Here is a 19,009-nt window from a genome sequence, read left to right as displayed (position 1 = left end):
TATACTGGAAAACCAATACCCGGAGAATTTAAACACGTACCCGGAGGAAAAAGAATTTTTAAGAAAACTGTATACGATCCTAATGTTATTTCAGATAATGAAATGATAAAATCAAGTAAAGATGCAATGAAGGAGGCAGTGAAGAGTGGAAGATGTGAAAAATTAGTAACACAGAAAAAAATTAAATACAAAGGTCAAGTATTATATCGAGGAAAGACACTTAAATTCGAAGGATATAAAAATATGAATACTGGAGAAATCGAAAATGCTCATCCAGTATTAGAATGGAGTAGGAAATTAAATGAGTATAGAAAAAAATAATAAAGTAACTATAGTGACAGATGATAACTTAGGAGAATGTTATAGTGAATTTTGTGAATATTATTGGGAAAAGAAGTGTAATAAAGGTGCAGTAAATGATACTTTTAATGAATATGTCAATTCAAATTGTTTTTTAGAACTTTTAGATGACATGAAAAATAAATTGAGTGATTATAACGAAGGTTATGGAATGATATTTTCAGATGATTATGATGATCCGAATGATGAATTTTATTTTGGAGAAAATGTAATCTGTTTTTATTCAGGCCCAGATTATGATGATGTAGAAGATATCATCGGCTACGAAGAATTCTACAAATATCTTGTCACAGCATGCGAGTTTTATGTAGAACGTCGTCATCCAGAGCATAAGGAAATCGTAGAGCAGAAGCTTAAAGAGATAAGAGAAGCATATGGTTTGAAGTAGTTTAATTTTTTACAAAATATAAGCAAACTATTTTAGACAAAACCATGATATTATCTTATGATAATAATTAATTATAAGAGACAATAGAATATAGTAAAAAATGTAACCACAAAGATTAAGATTTTATATATTCAAAAGTTTAACTCATAGGTATGCAAGAAAATGAAATGTCTTTGTGGTTCCTTTTTGATCCAGTAAATCTATCTTCAGGAAACTTTATCTACCAAAAGACAGATTTATACTATGGATCAGACGAGGATGATGGAGACCTTGTATTTTCACGATTCTACAATTCTATCAATGATTTTGAAGGAATTTTAGGAAAAGATTGGAATACTAACTTTGAAGTATGTCTAAAATTTGAAAAGGATGAAATAACTCCTGATGATATAGATGTAGTAGTTTTTAAAGAAGATGGACAAGAAGAAAAATTTATGCCACTTAAAGATGGTTATTACACAGCTGGTAGAGAAAGTACAGCATCTCTTTATAAATTAGAAGGTGAAAAATACAACTACAAATATGAAACATTAGCAGGAGACGTATATTATTTTTCAAAAGAAGGTAAATTATTACGTCAAGAAGATCAAAATGGGGTTGGAATCTCATTTAATTATGCTATAATGGATTGTGTTCGATGTAATTTAAAACATTTGAACGAAGACAAGGAACATTCTGTTGAAGAATCAGACAATCTGACTGCATTAGAGCCAAAAGAACTTTTAGTAGAAGTCGTTGGAGACTATGGTCAGAAGTTTACACTTGATTATTATCAAGATGGTAAACTAAAGAGTGTAACTGATGAAGTGGGAAGAAGTTCTACATATAAATATACAGATGGATATTTAACAGAAGTTACAAGACCAGATGGACAATCATTTAAGTATACATATGATGTACATGGGAAATTTAGAACAGTAGAGAACCCACGTGAAATAGTAACAGTTGACAATGTTTACGATGATAAGGCTAGAACTACATATCAGACATTTGCAGACGGTTCTCATATGTCATTTGATTATGATGATGAAAAGAAAACAGTTACAATGACTGAGCGTAATGGTGCAAAAAGTATTCATTATCATGATGAGTTTTACAGAAATACAAAAAATGTCTATCCAGATGGAGAAGAAACATTTTCGTATAATTCTAAGAATTTAAAAAATAGAATCGTAGATAAAAATGGCAATGAAACTCGAATGACCTATGACAATCGAGGTAATGTAACAGGTATTATTGCACCAAATGGTTCAAAATTAAATGTAACATATGAAGTTCATAATAAGCCAGTTACAGTAAGCGTAAATGGTCACACAAAAGTGAAAAACGTTTATGATGCAAAAGGAAATGTCTTAGAGACTACTGATGCATTAGGCAGAACAATGAAGTATTCTTACGATAAATTCGGACGTCCAGTTAAAGTTTCATTAGCTGACGGCTCATGTAACGAAATCGTATATGACAATCGAGGCAACATCAAAGAGTTAATTGATGCTCGAGGCAATAGTACAAAGTATGAGTATGATGTCCTTGGTAGAGTTACAAAGACAATAGATGCTATGAATCGTAGTAATTCATTTAAGTATGATACTATGGGAAATATTGTAGAAGACACTAACGCTAAAGGCCAAACAAGAAAGTATGAATACAATCACTTTGGTAAAGTTACAAAAGCTATTGATTTAGATGGAAGCTCAATAAGCATAAGTTATAACAGTCTTAACAGACCAGAAACAATCATAGATCAGTTAGGACGAAAAACTCATCTTACATATGATGTTATGTGGAATGTTTCAAGGGTGACAGCACCAGATGGTGGTAAAACTACATATATTTATAATGAAAATAATCGTCTTACAAGAGTTAAAGATGCATTAGGAAATACGACACGTTTTACATATGATGGAATGGGAAATTGTTTATCAGCAGAAGATCCAAATGGGGATAAGGCTTTTTATGAGTATGATTCAGTAGGTCAGCTTGTAAAGGTAGAGACTCCAGATGGTGCTACTATATCATATGAATACGATCTTGAAGGGAATCTTATTAAGATAACAGATGCAGTAGGAAATTATGTCATAAGAACATATGATGAAGTAGGCCAACTTATTAAGGAAGAAGATAGTGAAGGAGCAAAAAGAATATATACATACGATGTCATGGGTAACCTTTCAAGTGTAGAAGATGAAAGAGGAAGAGTGACACGTTATGAGTATGTAAAAGGAACAAATGATATTTCAAAAACTATTGATTCAGAAGGTCAAGTTCAAACTTATGAATACAATGCAAATGGTGATCTTATTTCAGTAACTGATTTTACAGGATATAAAACATTTTATGTGTATGATGAGTTAGATCGACTAGTAAGAATCGAAGGACAAAACGGAGAAAAGACAGAGTATTTTTATGATGTTGTAGATAATGTAACATCAATAAAAGATACAAAAGGAAATGAAACTCATTACGAGTATTCATTGACAGGTCAACTTACAAAGGTTATAGATGCCCTTGGAAATGAAGCTGTATATACTTATGATGAGTGCGATAGACTTGTTGGAGTTAGTCAACGAGGCAAGGATAAAGTAACAGGCGAAGAACTTCTCCCAAGAAACTCTTCATATAAATATGATATCTTAGGGCAGGTAATTGAAACAACAGATGCCTTAGGCATGACAGAAAAGTTCAAATATAATAAGGTGGGAGAACTAACAGAACGCCTTGATAAAGAAGGATACCTTACAAAATATCAGTACAATAAATCTGGAAATGTAAGTAAGATAACTTATGCAGATGGAAAAGAAGTAAAACTTTCATATGATGCACTAAGAAATTTAAGTCAGGTAGAAGATTGGCTTGGAATTACAAAAATCACAAATAATGCCAATGGTCAGGCTACAAAAGTAGTATATCCAGATGGAAAAGAAGTGTCATATACATATGGAATCTCAGGCGAAAAGAAGAGTATGACATATCCAGATGGTAGAACATTGCTTTATGATTACGATAAAGAACTCCATCTCACACAAGTAAGAGAAATTGAAAGATTTAATGAGAAGAACCATGCTGGAAAATCAGCTCATAATCAGGGGATTCATGGCTTAGGAAATTTGAACCAAACAGCTCATCAGGAAATTTATGGCTTAAAAAATTTGGACCAAGTAGCTCAAAAAACAAGAAAAATCGCAAGCTTCACATATGATCATATGGGCCGATTAACTGGTAAAACATTAAATAATGGAACAAGCCAGGCATACGAATACAATGATAGAGGCTATTTAAGTAGACTAATAAATACTGATGCTAAAGGAATTTTGGATGACTATAGATATCAGTATGATGACATGTTTAATAGAACAGGAATCAGTAAGATTCGTAGAGATGTTTCAGAAGATAATGGAAACTATGCATATGGTTATGACGCAATTGGAAGAGTTGAAAGCGTAACTAAAGATGGTAGCCTATTAAGAAAATATGAATATGATGCATTTGGAAATAGAACAAGCCTTGTAGACTTCGGAAAAAATCAGCGAGAATCATATAGTTATAATGCGATGAATCAGTTGGTTAAAAAGACGGTAGAAGTTGGCTCTAGCATAGGTCAAGTGGGATTAAGTGACAAGTCGGCAAGTAATATAAGTTCAGCAGTTAATAATAAATCAGTAGAAAAGATTGGTTCTGCAACAGATAAAAATTCAATTGAAAAGATTTTAAGTTACGCTTATGATAAACGAGGAAACTTAAGCCAAATAATAGAAAATGGCAAAATAAAGAATACATATCTTTATGGAGCATTAAATAGATTAGAACAGGCAACAGATGCAAAAGGCTTAATTGCAAGATATTCTTATGATGGACTAGGACATAGAGTATCAAGACAGGTAGGTAATTTATCAAACCCACAGTTAGGTGGCGAGGTAAGACAGCAATTAAGTAAACAAGTAACTCAAGCAAAAGTAAGCGATATGTCACAAGTTGATGTTGCTAAAAATCTTGCAGCAGGCTTAGATCCAATGCAACAACTTAATATAAAAACACAGATTACAAATCCTATGTCAAGGATTGATTATGTAATAGATTTAACAAAAGAATATAGAAACATGCTAAGTAGCACAAGCTATGAGTATGATACAAACGCAAATGAAGATATAACGGCAAATACAATTGGAAGTGTGCCAACAAATGTATCAGCAGACATAACAGCAAGTGTGCCAGCAAATACATCAATAAATGCATCAACTCAAACATTCACATGGGCAGATGAAGAATTAGTAGAGTCTAGCACAGATGTGCCATGAACATACCTCAAAAAAGATATACATTCTTAAACGATGATCTAGGAAGCACAATGCGTATGTCAAATGGAGCAGGAGCTTTGCAGGCTACATACGGCTATGATGAATTTGGACAAGAGATTCTAGATGGAATAAATACGCTAAAGAATGCACTTGGAAAAGTAGCAGATTTGGTAAATCCATTTGGCTTCGTAGGATATCAGCGAGATAACATAGCAGATGACTATTTCGCAGAGGCTAGAGAATATCGCCCAGAAGAAGGAAGATTTTCTGGAACAGATGTAATTCAAGGTACAATAGAAATGCCATTTACATTGAATAGATACGGCTATTGTTATAACAACGGAATGCTGATGAATGACTTGAATGGTATGTGGCCAAATCCAATTAAGTGGGTTAAGGATAAGACAAAAAAGGCTGCTAAGGCGGTTGGAAGTGCTGTTAAGGCTGCTGGAAAAGCGGTTAAGGCGGTTGGAAACTTGGTAAAGAGCCATAAAAGACAGCTTATTGGTTTAGGAATACAGGGAGCAGCGATTTTGGGAGCAGCTGCATTAGTTGGACTTACAGGTGGAACAGCAGCACCATTAGTAGCTGTAGCAGCATCAGGCTTTATTACTGGAGCAGGAATAGAGCTGGGAAGTCAATATTCAAGCGGTAAGAATTTCAATGAAATCAATTATAAAGAAGTGGCTATACAAGGAGGAATTGGAGTGGCATTTTCGGTTTTACCAGGAGCTGCTTCAGGGCTAAAGTGTTTAAGTAAAATTAATTCACACCATATAGAAGCTGCAGTAAATGGTTTTATTGGAGCTGGAGCATCAGTTTTTACTGATGTAAGAGAAGGCAAGAGTGGAGGTACTATTGCTAAAGATGCATTTTGTTCATTTGCAGCGAATGCAACTGTTTCATATATTGGAAATCCATTTAAAGGACATGCAGAGAAACGTACGTCTGTTAAGGCAACAGAGGAGCAGCTTCAAACAATAGAAGAACAGATGCCTCTTCTTGATGGTAAAGAAAAGTATATAGCTAAATTAAGAGAAAAATTGCATCAGAAAGGCTTAAGTAGAAGTGCTAGAGCAAGTATAAAAAACAGAATTCAGAATGCAATGAAAAAATATAAGAAATATATGCAACCTATAAAAGAAATTGACGAAGAAATGACAAAAAAATTTAATAAATGGCTTGGCTTTAGGTATACAAGGGTGGATGGTGTAGGAGCAAGAGCTTCAGGTGATGTAACGAATTTTTATTCATGGGTATTAGATTATGCTAATGTTTTTTATAATGCAGAACTGAAGGGATGTACTGAATAGAAAATTTTATTATTTCAGGAGGAAAATAAAAATGAAAAATAGATATAGAATGAAAAGAGAAAGTAATAAAGGCCAAAGAGAGAAAAAAAATCGTACAGTTCATATATATACTTCAGATTCCAACATAGAAGAAACCATGAGTATGATGAAATCTACTTTTAAGATGTTTGGAATTTATCTTCCGTTAGCATTTGCGATATATATGGCGATTTATCTTGAGGATGAGTTGAGTGTAAAGATATTTTATGGAATAATTATTTTTCTTTGTCTCGTTTTGATTGCAGGTACTGTGGTATTAATTTTATATGGGATTGTTTGGCTTGGAAATCAATTACACAGGCTGGTTATACAAGTGTCGTTAGATAATATTGGTGAAAGTTATTTAATGAAAGGTCGAAAAGAAATTCCTTTAGAGGAATTGAAATTTAAGGCATATAGAAGAAGCCCTTTAAGAAGATTTGATACTATAAAAGGGTTTAGAAATGGTAGTAAGTTATCATGTGTAAGAATATGTGAGGCACATATGCCAAGTAATTTTTACAAGTTGGTTTCAGATTTGTCGTCAAAAAAATTGATAATTAATCCAACTGAATTAAAAGAATTTAGTCCATATTATTATAAGTTATAAGGGAGTGAGATAAATGAGATTAATGAGATTAATAGTATTATGTTTGATTTTCTTAGCTGTAATAGTGGCTTTTTATTGCTTTATTAAAATGTTTTCCGTGGCAGTAGCATGGTTTGATTCGGATAGCTTGCTAGAAAAAATTATATCAAGAGTTTGTTTGGTATTATTTTTTTTAATAGTAATAGCTGTCAAGTTTAAAACAGGAAAATGATATAATTCTAAAAACAAAAAAATAAAATTTTTGTCAAGATTATGTGGCTTTATTGTTGCGTTTGGAATTTTGCAATGTTTAAAGTAGGAGATGTGGACAATTCAATTTAAGAGAGACTATTAGGTATCTTTATGTATTGTCAGTGTCATTCCATAATATTAAAAAATTAGAGAAAGGATATGTTATAGCTTTTTAGAATTATATTAAAAAAGCTATAACAAGTAGGTGGATTAAGATGAATAAAAACAAAAAAAATAATGTAAGTAATATAATAGCATTAGCTGTGTGCTTTATGACATATTCAGTGTCAAAGAATTTGAATTCGGATATGCCTGTTTTATATAGAGCACTTTTGTGTGGTGGAATGTGTGCAGGAGCATCTGCACTTGCAACATTTATAATGGATAAATTTTTTAGTAAATAAAAAAGATGAAGATAAAAAAGAAACTAAAAAATAATCGTAGTCACAGAGTTAAATAATATCGACAATGATTGGAGATTTATTTCAGATATTGATACTGAAGATATGATAGAATTTTAAGCATATAAATTAGGAAATGATGATTTTTGCAGCAGAGTAATTTTTATCCTAGTAAAAATAACAAAATAAAATGAACCACGAGGACAAATTTTTTTGTATACGATTAAAGTTTTATTTTTTTGCATGCATGAAAATGAAATGTCTTTGTGGTTCTTTTCAAATGAATATCGCCCTAGTGAATATATTGGCGGGTATTGGGAGTAGTGTATATTCATCAGTAAGCTCAGGAACAGACCTATTAATAACACTTAAAAATGCTGGTATTTCAGGTGCTATGCAGTTATTTTTTTCAGGGCTTCATACGGGATTATATGGAGGATTTACTGATTTGGATTCAATTGGAAAAATTTGGATTGAATTGCATAAATATGCGTGCGATATAGGGGGAAGTACGGTGTTTGGTGATTTGATTATTAATTCGGTGAATCAAAAACATAAAAATTCAAATAGTAAAAATAATATTGAAAAAAAATAAAAATGTGGAGGAAACAAAATGACAACACAGATGAAAGTAGATTATATATTTGGTGTGGCTGGAATTTTTATTGGATTGTTAGGAGTCATTCCTGAAATGTATGCGTTTATTAAAAAAAAAGAAGTATCTATAGTAGATCGTGTATTTGATGGAATAGCTATTTGCATGCTTATATTATCAGTATCAGTTTTTTTAGTTCCAGCAATAAAGGCTTCGGTTCAAATATATAATAATGATTTTATAACAAAGAGAGGAATTATAGAATCATCTAAGCCTAATGAAGAAGGCGAATGGAGGGTTTTTGAAGAAGACAATAATGTTTATTATTATGAAGATAGAGGGCATAAGTATACAAGGGGGGACAATGTAACAATATATATAATTCCAGAAACAAAAGAATTTTATAAAATGGAGGTACAAAATGAGAGATGAATCATTAAATATCGTATTAATCATATTTGGGTTGATTGTTTTAGGTAATTTTATTATAGTTGTTCCGTATAGAATTTTACTTGAAAAAAATAAAGAAAAGGCAAAAAAATTTTTACATATTTCTTTACCAATAATAGAGTTAAGCATTTTGATAGTTATAGTTTGGTACTTTATTAATAAAAAATGGTAAAAAGTCAGTATTCTGTTAGTATAGACAATCAAATGTTATATTTTCAATCACAAGGGCAAAAGTAAGCGATATGTCACAAGTTGATGTTGCCAAAAATCTTGCGGTTGGTTTAGATCCAATGCAACAACTTAATACAAAAGCGCAGATTACAAATCCTATGTCAAGGATTGATTATGTAATAGATTTAACAAAAGAATATAGAAACATGCTTCTCTGGAACAGATGTAATTCAAGGTACAATAGAAATGCCGTTTACATTGAATAGATATGGCTATTGTTATAACAATGGTGTACTAAGTGTAGATTTAAATGGTATGTGGCCAAATCCAGTTAAGTGGGTTAAGGATAAGGCTAGTAAAGCGGTTAAGGCTGCTGGAAGTGCTGTTAAGAACTTTGGAAATTTTGTTAAGAGTCACAAAAGACAGATTATTGGAGTAGCATTTAAAAAATAAAGGGAATCGCAAAGAATCACAAAGATTAAGGTTTTATATAGTTAAAAGCTATACTTTTAGATGTATATGAAATTGAAAAGTCTTTGTGGTTCTTTTTTACTTAAAGAGTTTGTATCAACACTGGCAAAAGAATCAACAGAGAAAAAAGCCAAAGGAATACCAGTCCTTCCAGAAGAGATCTACATTAGCCAGCTTCCAGAATATGAAGAGATAGTTTCGTATACACAAAATACAACTACAAATATGAAACATTAGCAGGAGACGTATATTATTTTTCAAAAGAAGGTAGATTATTACGTCAAGAAGATCAAAATGGGGTTGGAATCTCATTTAATTATGCTATAATGGATTGTGTTCAATCTGATGTAAGACAATTGGATCATACCAAGAAACAATCTGCTGAAGAATTAGATACCAAAAATTCATTAGTATCCAAAGAACTTTTCATTGGGCACAAGCGTTTCAGCGGCATCTAATGGTTTGATAAAATTCGATGATAAGGAGAAAAATAAAGAATGCAATACTCAGGTAGAAAAAAGGTAATAGCAGGTAATTTGCCAGTTATAGCAGAATTAAATGTTTTGTGTACGCTTATGGCAGTATGTATGTCTTGTTTTGAATTAGTATGGCTGACCGAAGGTTTGTTAATTTTAGGTATTATGTTATGTATTGTAGATGCGAGTAAAAATAGGAAGTACACTAAAAAGACAGTAGCATTTGTTAAGTTGAGGTCAGATAATAAACTATTTTATTACTATCCAGCGGGCGTTGAAAATAAAGAAAAAGTTGAAGAAATAGATTTAAATCAAGTCGTAGGCTATGGTTCATTTATTAAAATAATAAAAAAAAATAAGATACTTCATGATACACAAATAAGAAAGCATGGATTAAAAATGAAAAATGGAGATTTTATAGAGTTTACAAATCCATCTAAAGGTAAGACAAAAAAAGAAATAGATGAAACTATATTTCAAATAATTGAAAAAAACACAGGAAAACGGAGAGAAGAAATAAATGGAGATAAGTTTTCCTTTTTTGAAAAGGTTGCTTATGGAATATTGTATTCTATTTTTTTGGTCGGTGCGTGTTTGGTTATTGCTGCATTTTATATTTGTTCAACAACGTAGTTTGTAGGAGGATCATATGTTATGAATGAAGAACAACTCTTTCAATTAAAATTAAATGAGTCAATTAAGGATAAAATAGGAACAGGAGTGACATTTTGTATGCCAATGATCATTACGATGCTAATTTTCGCATGGTATTCTATTTGTATTAGAAGGTATAGAGTTGTGATTTTAGCAATGATATTTAGTGCATTGATGCAAGTTTTTGTAATAAGAAAGCCTTTTATTGACGCATTTAAAGCATATAGATTAAAAAAGAGAATTATGCTAGGCAAGTCTGCTGTTGAAGTTGAACGAAGAAAAATAAAGTCATTTGATATAACAAAGGATGTTATAGAAGATAATGATGGAAATATTATAAATGTTGAATATACAACAGGGGATGAATATTATTATTTAGCATGTGAAAATGATGTAACATTAGTGACAGCTGAAGGTAAAGTATATGCCTTTGCTATAAATAGATTTTAGGAGGAAGAAAATATGAATAACGTTTCAACAGAAATTAAATTATTATTATCGTTGGCATTAATATTGGTACCTGCAGGATTAGCAGCTTTAGGATTTACTGTATTGCCTAAATTTGAATGGTTCACAAAAAAAGTGCAATCTATTTATATATTTGTTGTAGGTTTGATTTTTATAGCTGGTTTAGCAATTCATTTCATATATGTATTGCCATCATATAATCAATAATTTTGTAATTCTAAATTTGCTAAATCTGCAAATTCAGAGCCATTATCAGTTGTTATTGTTTTAAACACTTTTTGGCTATATGTAAAGTATAACACTAAGATAGTAAAAATTAATCCTAGTTAATGGTTAAAATTTAAAGAAAGGATATGTTGTGACTTTAAAAGTTATAACAAGTAGGTGAATTATTATGAATAAAGATAAAAAAAGAAATGTAAGTAATATAATTGCAGTAGCTGCATGCTCTTTGACATATTCAGTGTCAAAGAATATAAACGCAGATATGCCAATTTTATGGAGAGCTCTTTTATGTGGAGGCATGTGTGCAATAGCATCTGCACTTGCAACATTTATAATGGATAAATTTTTTAGTAAATAAAAAAGATGAAGATAGGTTCTTTTCAAATGAATATCGCTTAGAAGGAGGAAGAAGAATGACACCAGCTGTTGAAGTTATTATTGCATGGGTAGTGTGGTTTTTGATAGGAAGAATTTTGATAAAGGGGTTAGTAGCTATTGAAAAGAATGAAAAGGTATCTAAAAAGCTGAAAAGGTTATACATGTTATTTATTTGCATTGCACAAGTAGTAATGCTTGTAATTTTTTATTTTTGTTTTTTTTCAAAATTGAGAAGATAATTTAAAGCAATCTAAATTCATATGTTGAAACTAAAATTAAGGATTTCATCCTAAAAGATAATGTATCTAAAAGTTCTATTGCATATAGACTTTTGCAGGAAAATGTTTTTAATAATTTCTTAGCAAATAATTGTATAGTGAAATAATAGTGTAGTTTTTGTAATTGTTGCAGTAATTCTTCTTATTGGAATACTTTTTCAAGTAGCAGGAGCACGATGGAAGATGATTGTTGAAGAGGATGAAGTAACAGTTTATCCTGCATTGTTTGAAAATGTAAAAAAATTTAAGATTAGTGATGTTAAGAGTGCTGAAGTTAAAGAGCCTAAAAAAGAGATTGAGCTTTACGATGCGCAACACAAGAAATTTTATACAGTAGATCCAGCAGCAACTAAAGCATATCTTTTTGCTGCAAGATTAGTAGAAGAAGGAATTTTGCAGATGAATTAGTCGAAAGTGTTGAATACAGTCAAGTAAGAGGATACTTTTGATTGATAAGCGATTAATTACAGAACCACAAGTTGAAATATTTATTCAATCAGCCTGTGGTTCTTTTTGGTTTAAAGAGTTATAATATTGTCGCACCATATGAAAATTCAGATAATGATGTTTATTAATTTTACAAAAAATAAGAAAGTACACTTTGGGGAGGGAATGAATATGGCAACTAGTTTTTATTCTGAGGATGAATTAAAAAAAATAGGTTTTAAAAGCTATGGAAAAAATGTCTTGATTAGTAGAAATGCTCAGATATATGGAGCATCAAAGATGGTTATTGGAAATAATGTAAGAATAGATGATTTTTGTGTTTTATCTGGAGCTATTGAACTTGGCAGTAACATTCATATCGCGGTATTTTGTGGAATATTTGCGGGAAATACAGGTGTGAAGATGTGTGACTTTTCAACTCTATCCTCTAGATGCGTAATTTATGCAGAGAGTGATGACTATTCTGGAGAGCACTTAACAAATCCAACAATTGATGAAGAATATTTGGAAAGAGTCTCGGGAAAAGTTGAATTGGGAAGACATGTAATAGTGGAAACTGGTGCTACAATTCTTCCAGGTGTATCAATTGGTGAAGGAACTGCAGTTGGTAGCATGTCACTTGTAACAAAATCCTTGGATGAATGGGGAATATATGTAGGTATCCCATGTAAATATAAAAAAGAGCGTTCTAAAAAATTGTTAGAGCTCGAAAAAAAATATAATAAACAATATGGAGAATGAAATGTAATATTTTGTAGGACAAAAGGCAAGTTTTTCAAAAACTATATCTGAGAGCGATGTATATCTACCGTGTTAGGAATGAAGATGCCTGGGGAAGGAACGATATATCTATCACAAAGCAGTAAGTTTTTAAAACCGATGTATATTGGGGATACAATCACTGCTGAGGCTGAAATAATTGAGATCAATAATAAAAAGAGAAACTGGATGAGTTGTATAAATATAGCAGAGGAAGAATATGAAAACTCTCAACAGTGTTGAGAAAAATTACAAACATAACTATAAAGCACTTTAGATTAGAAATAGTCTAAGGTGCTGTTTTATATACGGCGGTTGTGATTCTATTTTGATAATACATAGTGTTATATTAGCATTGTAGTGCTTGTTTTTGATAATGATTATGGCTTGACAGATAAAGGAAATCTATCTATATTATAAGTATAAGATTAGGTCAGGAAGCGTACGACGCCCTGGCCATTTTTTGAAGAATACAGAGAAGAATACTATTGCTAAGTATTATTCTGATAAGTATGCAAAACAATATGTGTCAACAAGTCCTATTAGAATTAGTGTTGGAGATATGCAATCTGCACTCAAAATATTCAACTTGGTTAGAAATAAGTGTGCTCATGAGGAACGATTATATAATTCTGATTTTAGGAATGTTAGAGTGGCTAGTATAGCCACACATTTTGGAATGACAAATTAAACTAATAGAGTAACCTTACATAGACCAGTACCTCTGGAACACCCAGATTTGATATGTACTGGTCTATTATTATGCCTATTTTTAAGCGCAAGGAATGGACATGAGACGCAACTATTAATCTATTTTCAAGGAAGGAAAATTCGGGAGCTCGCGACTTCCGAATGAAGCAATTGATGTTTTACAATTAATTCTTTTTATGTTATGATAAAAGAAAAAATTGATTAGACGCACATTGCTACCGAGTGATTGTGAATAACGTCATTTCCTTGTCATTAGGTCGTAGAAGATAAGGAAATGACGTTTTTATTTTATTTATATCATTGAAAAAGCTAAGAACAAGGAAGTAAAACATAAATTAAAAATTAAATAACCTAAAATAGCAATAGAAAATAGATAGAGGTAAATAGTATGTATAGAAAAATGAGAAGATTTAAACAAAAATTAACAGAAAATGAATGTATTGAATTATTAAAACAAACCAAGAGAGGAGTACTGTCTTTAATTGGTGATGAAGGTTATCCATATGGAATTCCTATAAATCATTGGTTTTGCGAAAAAGATGGCAAACTATATTTTCATGGAGCTAAGGAGGGACATAAAATTGATGCAATAAAGAAATGCGAAAAAGCAAGTTACTGTGTTTATGATGAAGGATATCGAAAAGAGGGAGAGTGGGCGTTAAATATCAAGAGTGTTATTGTTTTTGGAAAAATTCATTTGGTTGAAGATAAAGAACTCTCAAAGGAAATTTGCACAGGTTTAACTCAAAAATTTACTGATGATGAAGAATATTTACAAAAAGAGCTAAATAATGCATTATCAAGAGTACAATGTCTTGAATTTTCTCCAGTTCATATGACAGGAAAAATTGTAAATGAGTCATAGGTGCTTTGTGGTTAAAAGAAAGTAAAAGCAAAGCATATTGATTAAAAGCAAAAAATATGGAACATTGAAAGAGAGGTAATATGAAATTTTTACACTTAGGTGATTTACATTTAGGAAAATCGCTTGGAGAATTTGACTTGATTGAAGATCAAAAATATATTCTTAATCAAGTATTAGATATAATAGATAATAATTCAGTGGATGCTGTTTTAATAGCGGGTGATGTATATGATAAGTCAATTCCTAGCGAGGCAGCAACACGTTTATTAGATTATTTTTTGAATCATTTAGCAGCTAAGCATGTGAAAGTATTTATGATTAGTGGTAACCATGATTCGGATGATAGATTAAATTATGGAAGTACGTTGTTTGAGAGTAATCAAATTTATATTTCAGCTGTTTATAATGGACAACTTGATAAACATGTGATTATGGATGGCGAAGAGAAATTCAATATTTATTTACTTCCCTTTGTTAAAGCATCTCAAGTTAAGCATTTTTATCCTGAAGCAGGAATTGAAACTTATGAAGATGCAGTAAAAACTATTATTGATAATTCTGAAATTGATGAAAACGAAAATAATATTTTGGTTGCTCATCAGTTTGTGGCAGGAAAAGGTGAAGATCCAGAATGTGGAGGCTCTGAAGGAGCAGGCACCCAAAATGTAGGTTTGGTAGAAAAAATAGGATATGACATTTTTGATAAATTTGATTATGTTGCATTAGGACATATTCATTCACCACAAAAAGTAGGACGAGAAGAGGTTAGATATTCAGGTTCGCCGCTTAAATATTCATTGAGTGAAGTTAACAATGATAAATCAGTTCCGATTGTAAATATCGAAAAAAAAGAAGTAACAGTAGATTCTATTTCTTTAAAACCGATGCGTAATATGCGTCATATTATTGGTAAAATAGAAGATTTATTAAATAAAGAAAATGTTACGGCACAAGAAGATTTTATTTATGCAACGTTAAAGAATGAAGAAATAATTAACGATGCGATGGGGATTTTTCAGCAAATCTATCCTAATACAGTAAAAATTGATTATGATAATTCTCATACACGTGAGATAGAACAGGTAGATATTTCGCAAATAGCACAAAATAGATCATTTACTGAATTAATAAGTGATTTTTATAGTCTTATGTACAAGTGTGATATAAGCGATGAGGAAATGGAAATGATGAGAATGGCAGCAAGAGAGGCAGGTGTTATTGATGAAACCAATTAAACTTATTATTAGTGCATTCGGCCCATATGCAGGATTAATGCCAGAGATTCATTTTGGACAATTTGAAGAGAGAGGGTTGTTTTTAATTTCAGGTGATACAGGAGCTGGAAAAACTACAATTTTTGATGCTATTTGTTTCGCATTATATGGAACCACAAGTGGAACCTATAGAGATACGAAAAACCTTCGTAGTGAATATGCTAAACCGAATGTGGAAAGTTATGTTGATTTTTATTTTTCGCATCAAGGAAAAGAATACCATGTAAAAAGACATCCTGAATATGAAAGACCAAAACAACGTGGTGATGGTACGATTATAGAAAAAGAAAAAGCAACATTTTTTGCCGAAGGCGAGTTACCAATTGAAGGAATAAAACAAGTTAATAATGCTGTTATGGAGCTTTTACATATTGATGATAAACAGTTTAAGCAGATAGCAATGATTGCTCAGGGAGAATTTTGGGATTTGTTAAATGCAAAAACTGATCAAAGAACTGAAATATTACGTACTATTTTTATGACAGATGGGTACAAAAATATTGAGTTTAAGCTAAAAGATCGTATGAACAATACTAAAAAGCAAAAAGAAAAAATGGAGGAAAGCATTGTTCAATATTTTAATGATGTAAAAACTGACGAAACAGACCAAATTTATGAGGAATTAATAGAACTTCAGAGTAGAGCAAAACAATTAGGTCAGACTTGGAATCTAGATGAAACTCTAGAGATTATAAAAAAAATAATAAAAAAAGACGAGATAAAGCAGCAAGATATTAAAAATTATTTAGATCAAGCTGAAGATAAGTACAATAAGAATAAAGAGGTTTTAGCCAGAGCTGAGATAAATAATAAGATAATTGAGAGGTTGAATAATCTCGAAAAAGAGCGGAAAGAGCTAGATGAACAAGCAAAAGAAATTACCAATTTAGAAGAACTTCTAGGCAACCAAAAAGCAGCGACACACGATGTTAATCCAGAGTACGTTGCATGGTACAATAAATTGCGAGAAATTACTTCAACCAAAGATAATATTACCTATAAAACACAAAAAAAATCAGAAGTTGAACTGTTAGTAAAAGAGACTACAGATAAGTTAGAAAATTTAGAAAAACTAAGGCCAGAATTAGAAAAGCTTAATATCTTTATTAATAAGATTGATGAAGAAAAAGAAAAGTATCAAAAACGCATTGAACTTACAGAAAAGCTTGATTTGTTAAAAAAGGCTAAAGAAACTATTAAAAACGAAGAATCGGATTTGATTTTAAGAGAAGAAAAGTTAAATAATAAGATTTTAGAATTAAATCAGATAATTTCAGATAAAAAAAATCAGCCAAGTGAGTTACAAAGAGTACAGATTAAAGTCAGAGATTTAAAGAATCTTCGTGATAAGATAGAAGATGTTCTTGAGAAACAGCTAAAAGAACGAGAAAGACGTAGAAATCACTTAATGACATGTCAGAATGCTTTTCAGGTAGCTTTTGTTAAATACGAAAGTGCCAATGCAGATAGGATAAAAGGTGAAAAGCTTTTTGAAAGTAGCAGAGCTGGAATAATAGCTATAAATTTGATAGAAGGCGATAAATGTCCTGTATGTGGATCGACTCATCATCCAGAACTTGCACAATTACCGAACGATAGCATTTCAGAAGATGAATACGAAAATCTTAAAGCTAAAGAGTTAGAAGCACAAGAAGCTAAGACTACCGCGAATACAGAGGCAGAAAAAGCTAAAATAGCACTTGAACAATATGAAGAAAATATGAGAGTAGAGATTCTTGATTGTTTAGAAAATGATATTGTTAGCATAGAATTTGAAGGCAAAAATCTTGAGGAACTTGTACTCTCTCTTAAAAATTTAAAAGCGGTCGTTGATAATGAAATAATAACGAATGCCAAATTGCAAAAAGAGATAGAAAAAGATTGCATATTGCTAAAGAATTCTGAAAAAAGTTTAGAAGAAGCCTCTGGCGTTATAAAAGAAAAGCTTGAAGCCGATAAAATGCAGTTACAACAGAAGAAAATTTTTATTGATGAAGATATTACAGCATCAACAGCAACATTGAATACACTCAAGAATTTAAGTTATGAGAATTGGGAAAAAGCTTCAATAGAAAAAGAAAAAGCTGAGAAAAGAAAAAATAATATTTCGTTGTCTTTAGATAATTCAATGAAAGAAAAGACAAAAGCTGACCAGGATTTAGCAGGTATTTCAGCTGCGATAAAAACATTAGAGTCAACTTTACAGATACAACAAAATGATGTAAAAACATTAAAGTTAAAATTAGAAAAAAAACTTGAAGAAAAAAAGTTTTTAAATGTAGAAGAGATGCTTAAATTTGTTGTGTCAGAAGAAGAATTATTAGAAACTGAAAAGAAAATTAATTCATATAAACAAGCAGTTGTAACTAATAATAAGCAACTTTTACAAGCTAAAGAGGACGCTGAAGGTAAGAAGATTGTTGATGTTGAAGCACTCAAGGAAGTATGTAAATCGCAAGACGAAAAAGTTAGAAATCTTAGAAATATATATAATATGATTTCGAACCGTATATCTAACAATAAAGAAAAACACAAAAATATCCTTGATCAACGCGATGATTTAGAAAAAGCACGAAAAGAGCATAATATTTGCACTAAATTGTATAATCTTGTAAAGGGTACAACGGGTAATGGCAAGATTACGCTTGAACAATATATTCAAGCAGCAGGTTTTGATGGAATAATTGCTGCGGCAAATAGACGTTTACAACCAATGAGTGATGGTCAATATGAATTGTATCGTAAAGAAGATGCAGTAGGAAAGAAAAGTAACAATTTCCTTGACTTAGAAGTTTTGGATAATTATACAGGACATAGAAGACCAGTAGGAAATCTTTCGGGAGGAGAAAGTTTTAAAGCTTCCTTAAGTTTAGCTTTGGGATTATCCGACACAGTATCAACAAATTTAGGTGGAGTCCAAATGGATGCCCTATTTATAGACGAAGGATTTGGTACATTAGATAGAAAGTCTATAGATAATGCTATGGAAATTTTAATTAATCTTTCAGGGAAGAATAAATTAGTTGGTGTAATTAGTCATCGAGAAGAATTAATTGAAAATATTTCGCAACAAATCTGCGTCAAAAAAACTAAAGAAGGTAGTCAGTTAGTTGTTGATACAGGATTATAGAAGAAATATAAATATTTGATTAGACGGCACAATCAAATGCT

General features: G+C 31.2%; 25 protein-coding genes. All 25 read left to right on the top strand.

Annotated features, from left to right (window positions below):
- Nucleotides 1-321: hypothetical protein (locus tag BMY79_RS12205; RefSeq protein ID WP_207645455.1), on the top strand; the 321-nt coding region annotated here is incomplete at its 5' end.
- On the top strand, nt 302-748 hold the full coding sequence (cdiI, locus tag BMY79_RS10010; protein WP_074730885.1) for a ribonuclease toxin immunity protein CdiI: 447 nt from the start codon (nt 302-304) through the stop codon (nt 746-748). The genes BMY79_RS12205 and cdiI, both read left to right, overlap by 20 nt.
- A gap of 152 nt (nt 749-900) precedes the next feature.
- Nucleotides 901-5,043, top strand: a complete 4,143-nt coding sequence (locus BMY79_RS10005) for a DUF6531 domain-containing protein (RefSeq protein WP_074730884.1) — start codon at nt 901-903, stop codon at nt 5,041-5,043.
- Nucleotides 5,044-5,093: 50 nt separating this feature from the next.
- Nucleotides 5,094-6,356, top strand: coding sequence for an RHS repeat domain-containing protein (locus BMY79_RS10000; RefSeq protein ID WP_177176440.1), 1,263 nt, complete (start codon nt 5,094-5,096; stop codon nt 6,354-6,356).
- A gap of 31 nt (nt 6,357-6,387) precedes the next feature.
- Nucleotides 6,388-6,984, top strand: coding sequence for a hypothetical protein (locus tag BMY79_RS09995; protein WP_074730882.1), 597 nt, complete (start codon nt 6,388-6,390; stop codon nt 6,982-6,984).
- A 13-nt stretch (nt 6,985-6,997) separates the two neighbouring features.
- Complete coding sequence (locus BMY79_RS09990) at nt 6,998-7,195, top strand: hypothetical protein (RefSeq protein ID WP_074730881.1); 198 nt, start codon at nt 6,998-7,000, stop codon at nt 7,193-7,195.
- Between the two features lie 235 nt (nt 7,196-7,430).
- Nucleotides 7,431-7,619 carry a hypothetical protein gene (locus BMY79_RS09985; RefSeq protein WP_022750652.1) on the top strand — a complete coding sequence of 63 codons (189 nt, stop codon included), beginning with the start codon at nt 7,431-7,433 and terminating at the stop codon, nt 7,617-7,619.
- Nucleotides 7,620-7,896: 277 nt separating this feature from the next.
- Nucleotides 7,897-8,211 carry a hypothetical protein gene (locus BMY79_RS09980; protein WP_074730880.1) on the top strand — a complete coding sequence of 105 codons (315 nt, stop codon included), beginning with the start codon at nt 7,897-7,899 and terminating at the stop codon, nt 8,209-8,211.
- Between the two features lie 18 nt (nt 8,212-8,229).
- Nucleotides 8,230-8,643, top strand: coding sequence for a hypothetical protein (locus BMY79_RS09975; protein WP_029067420.1), 414 nt, complete (start codon nt 8,230-8,232; stop codon nt 8,641-8,643).
- On the top strand, nt 8,633-8,833 hold the full coding sequence (locus tag BMY79_RS09970) for a hypothetical protein (RefSeq protein WP_074730879.1): 201 nt from the start codon (nt 8,633-8,635) through the stop codon (nt 8,831-8,833). The genes BMY79_RS09975 and BMY79_RS09970 overlap by 11 nt, the downstream gene beginning before the upstream one ends.
- Nucleotides 8,834-8,903: 70 nt before the next feature.
- A complete protein-coding gene (locus BMY79_RS09965) occupies nt 8,904-9,098 on the top strand; it encodes a hypothetical protein (protein WP_074730878.1) in 195 nt (64 codons plus the stop codon).
- The gene (locus tag BMY79_RS09960; RefSeq protein ID WP_074730877.1) at nt 9,079-9,285 is read left to right on the top strand and encodes a hypothetical protein; all 207 of its coding nucleotides are present in this window, start codon (nt 9,079-9,081) and stop codon (nt 9,283-9,285) included. The genes BMY79_RS09965 and BMY79_RS09960 overlap by 20 nt, the downstream gene beginning before the upstream one ends.
- A gap of 60 nt (nt 9,286-9,345) precedes the next feature.
- Complete coding sequence (locus BMY79_RS09955) at nt 9,346-9,540, top strand: hypothetical protein (RefSeq protein ID WP_074730876.1); 195 nt, start codon at nt 9,346-9,348, stop codon at nt 9,538-9,540.
- Between the two features lie 260 nt (nt 9,541-9,800).
- Nucleotides 9,801-10,412: a hypothetical protein gene (locus BMY79_RS09950; protein ID WP_074730875.1), complete on the top strand. Its 612-nt coding sequence runs from the start codon at nt 9,801-9,803 to the stop codon at nt 10,410-10,412.
- 21 nt (nt 10,413-10,433) lie between these two features.
- On the top strand, nt 10,434-10,883 hold the full coding sequence (locus BMY79_RS09945; protein ID WP_074730874.1) for a hypothetical protein: 450 nt from the start codon (nt 10,434-10,436) through the stop codon (nt 10,881-10,883).
- Nucleotides 10,884-10,895: 12 nt separating this feature from the next.
- Complete coding sequence (locus BMY79_RS09940; RefSeq protein ID WP_074730873.1) at nt 10,896-11,108, top strand: hypothetical protein; 213 nt, start codon at nt 10,896-10,898, stop codon at nt 11,106-11,108.
- A gap of 187 nt (nt 11,109-11,295) precedes the next feature.
- Nucleotides 11,296-11,484 (top strand): hypothetical protein, encoded by a 189-nt coding sequence (locus tag BMY79_RS09935; protein WP_022750503.1) that lies wholly within the window; start codon nt 11,296-11,298, stop codon nt 11,482-11,484.
- Between the two features lie 55 nt (nt 11,485-11,539).
- Nucleotides 11,540-11,743, top strand: a complete 204-nt coding sequence (locus BMY79_RS09930; RefSeq protein ID WP_074730872.1) for a hypothetical protein — start codon at nt 11,540-11,542, stop codon at nt 11,741-11,743.
- Nucleotides 11,744-11,905: 162 nt separating this feature from the next.
- Nucleotides 11,906-12,190: an EbsA family protein gene (locus BMY79_RS09925; RefSeq protein ID WP_177176442.1), complete on the top strand. Its 285-nt coding sequence runs from the start codon at nt 11,906-11,908 to the stop codon at nt 12,188-12,190.
- 210 nt (nt 12,191-12,400) lie between these two features.
- Nucleotides 12,401-12,970: an acyltransferase gene (locus tag BMY79_RS09920; protein WP_074730870.1), complete on the top strand. Its 570-nt coding sequence runs from the start codon at nt 12,401-12,403 to the stop codon at nt 12,968-12,970.
- A gap of 78 nt (nt 12,971-13,048) precedes the next feature.
- Entirely contained in the window at nt 13,049-13,231 is a 183-nt protein-coding gene (locus BMY79_RS12600) for a hotdog family protein (protein WP_155886470.1), read from the top strand.
- A gap of 151 nt (nt 13,232-13,382) precedes the next feature.
- Complete coding sequence (locus tag BMY79_RS09915; protein WP_177176441.1) at nt 13,383-13,679, top strand: Abi family protein; 297 nt, start codon at nt 13,383-13,385, stop codon at nt 13,677-13,679.
- A 408-nt stretch (nt 13,680-14,087) separates the two neighbouring features.
- Nucleotides 14,088-14,564: a pyridoxamine 5'-phosphate oxidase family protein gene (locus BMY79_RS09910; protein WP_074730868.1), complete on the top strand. Its 477-nt coding sequence runs from the start codon at nt 14,088-14,090 to the stop codon at nt 14,562-14,564.
- Between the two features lie 80 nt (nt 14,565-14,644).
- The gene (locus BMY79_RS09905; RefSeq protein WP_074730867.1) at nt 14,645-15,799 is read left to right on the top strand and encodes an exonuclease SbcCD subunit D; all 1,155 of its coding nucleotides are present in this window, start codon (nt 14,645-14,647) and stop codon (nt 15,797-15,799) included.
- A complete protein-coding gene (locus tag BMY79_RS09900) occupies nt 15,786-18,968 on the top strand; it encodes an AAA family ATPase (protein WP_074730866.1) in 3,183 nt (1,060 codons plus the stop codon). Before BMY79_RS09905 ends, BMY79_RS09900 begins: the two co-directional genes overlap by 14 nt.
- Nucleotides 18,969-19,009 lie beyond the last annotated feature (41 nt).

It is taken from the genome of Lachnobacterium bovis (assembly GCF_900111325.1).
Lineage (GTDB): Bacteria > Bacillota > Clostridia > Lachnospirales > Lachnospiraceae > Roseburia > Roseburia bovis_A.
The sequence above is the reverse complement of the archived record's forward strand: the minus strand, read 5'-3'. Positions and strand labels throughout refer to the sequence as shown.

Excerpts from the sequence above, each read along its gene's own strand:
- cdiI (WP_074730885.1), top strand. The coding sequence starts at position 302 with ATGAGTATAGAAAAAAATAATAAAGTAACTATAGTGACAGATGATAAC.
- BMY79_RS10005 (WP_074730884.1), top strand. The coding sequence starts at position 901 with ATGCAAGAAAATGAAATGTCTTTGTGGTTCCTTTTTGATCCAGTAAAT.
- BMY79_RS10000 (WP_177176440.1), top strand. The coding sequence starts at position 5,094 with ATGCGTATGTCAAATGGAGCAGGAGCTTTGCAGGCTACATACGGCTAT.
- BMY79_RS09995 (WP_074730882.1), top strand. The coding sequence starts at position 6,388 with ATGAAAAATAGATATAGAATGAAAAGAGAAAGTAATAAAGGCCAAAGA.
- BMY79_RS09990 (WP_074730881.1), top strand. The coding sequence starts at position 6,998 with ATGAGATTAATGAGATTAATAGTATTATGTTTGATTTTCTTAGCTGTA.
- BMY79_RS09985 (WP_022750652.1), top strand. The coding sequence starts at position 7,431 with ATGAATAAAAACAAAAAAAATAATGTAAGTAATATAATAGCATTAGCT.
- BMY79_RS09980 (WP_074730880.1), top strand. The coding sequence starts at position 7,897 with ATGAATATCGCCCTAGTGAATATATTGGCGGGTATTGGGAGTAGTGTA.
- BMY79_RS09975 (WP_029067420.1), top strand. The coding sequence starts at position 8,230 with ATGACAACACAGATGAAAGTAGATTATATATTTGGTGTGGCTGGAATT.
- BMY79_RS09970 (WP_074730879.1), top strand. The coding sequence starts at position 8,633 with ATGAGAGATGAATCATTAAATATCGTATTAATCATATTTGGGTTGATT.
- BMY79_RS09965 (WP_074730878.1), top strand. The coding sequence starts at position 8,904 with ATGTCACAAGTTGATGTTGCCAAAAATCTTGCGGTTGGTTTAGATCCA.
- BMY79_RS09960 (WP_074730877.1), top strand. The coding sequence starts at position 9,079 with ATGCCGTTTACATTGAATAGATATGGCTATTGTTATAACAATGGTGTA.
- BMY79_RS09955 (WP_074730876.1), top strand. The coding sequence starts at position 9,346 with ATGTATATGAAATTGAAAAGTCTTTGTGGTTCTTTTTTACTTAAAGAG.
- BMY79_RS09950 (WP_074730875.1), top strand. The coding sequence starts at position 9,801 with ATGCAATACTCAGGTAGAAAAAAGGTAATAGCAGGTAATTTGCCAGTT.
- BMY79_RS09945 (WP_074730874.1), top strand. The coding sequence starts at position 10,434 with ATGAATGAAGAACAACTCTTTCAATTAAAATTAAATGAGTCAATTAAG.
- BMY79_RS09940 (WP_074730873.1), top strand. The coding sequence starts at position 10,896 with ATGAATAACGTTTCAACAGAAATTAAATTATTATTATCGTTGGCATTA.
- BMY79_RS09935 (WP_022750503.1), top strand. The coding sequence starts at position 11,296 with ATGAATAAAGATAAAAAAAGAAATGTAAGTAATATAATTGCAGTAGCT.
- BMY79_RS09930 (WP_074730872.1), top strand. The coding sequence starts at position 11,540 with ATGACACCAGCTGTTGAAGTTATTATTGCATGGGTAGTGTGGTTTTTG.
- BMY79_RS09920 (WP_074730870.1), top strand. The coding sequence starts at position 12,401 with ATGGCAACTAGTTTTTATTCTGAGGATGAATTAAAAAAAATAGGTTTT.
- BMY79_RS12600 (WP_155886470.1), top strand. The coding sequence starts at position 13,049 with ATGAAGATGCCTGGGGAAGGAACGATATATCTATCACAAAGCAGTAAG.
- BMY79_RS09910 (WP_074730868.1), top strand. The coding sequence starts at position 14,088 with ATGTATAGAAAAATGAGAAGATTTAAACAAAAATTAACAGAAAATGAA.
- BMY79_RS09905 (WP_074730867.1), top strand. The coding sequence starts at position 14,645 with ATGAAATTTTTACACTTAGGTGATTTACATTTAGGAAAATCGCTTGGA.
- BMY79_RS09900 (WP_074730866.1), top strand. The coding sequence starts at position 15,786 with ATGAAACCAATTAAACTTATTATTAGTGCATTCGGCCCATATGCAGGA.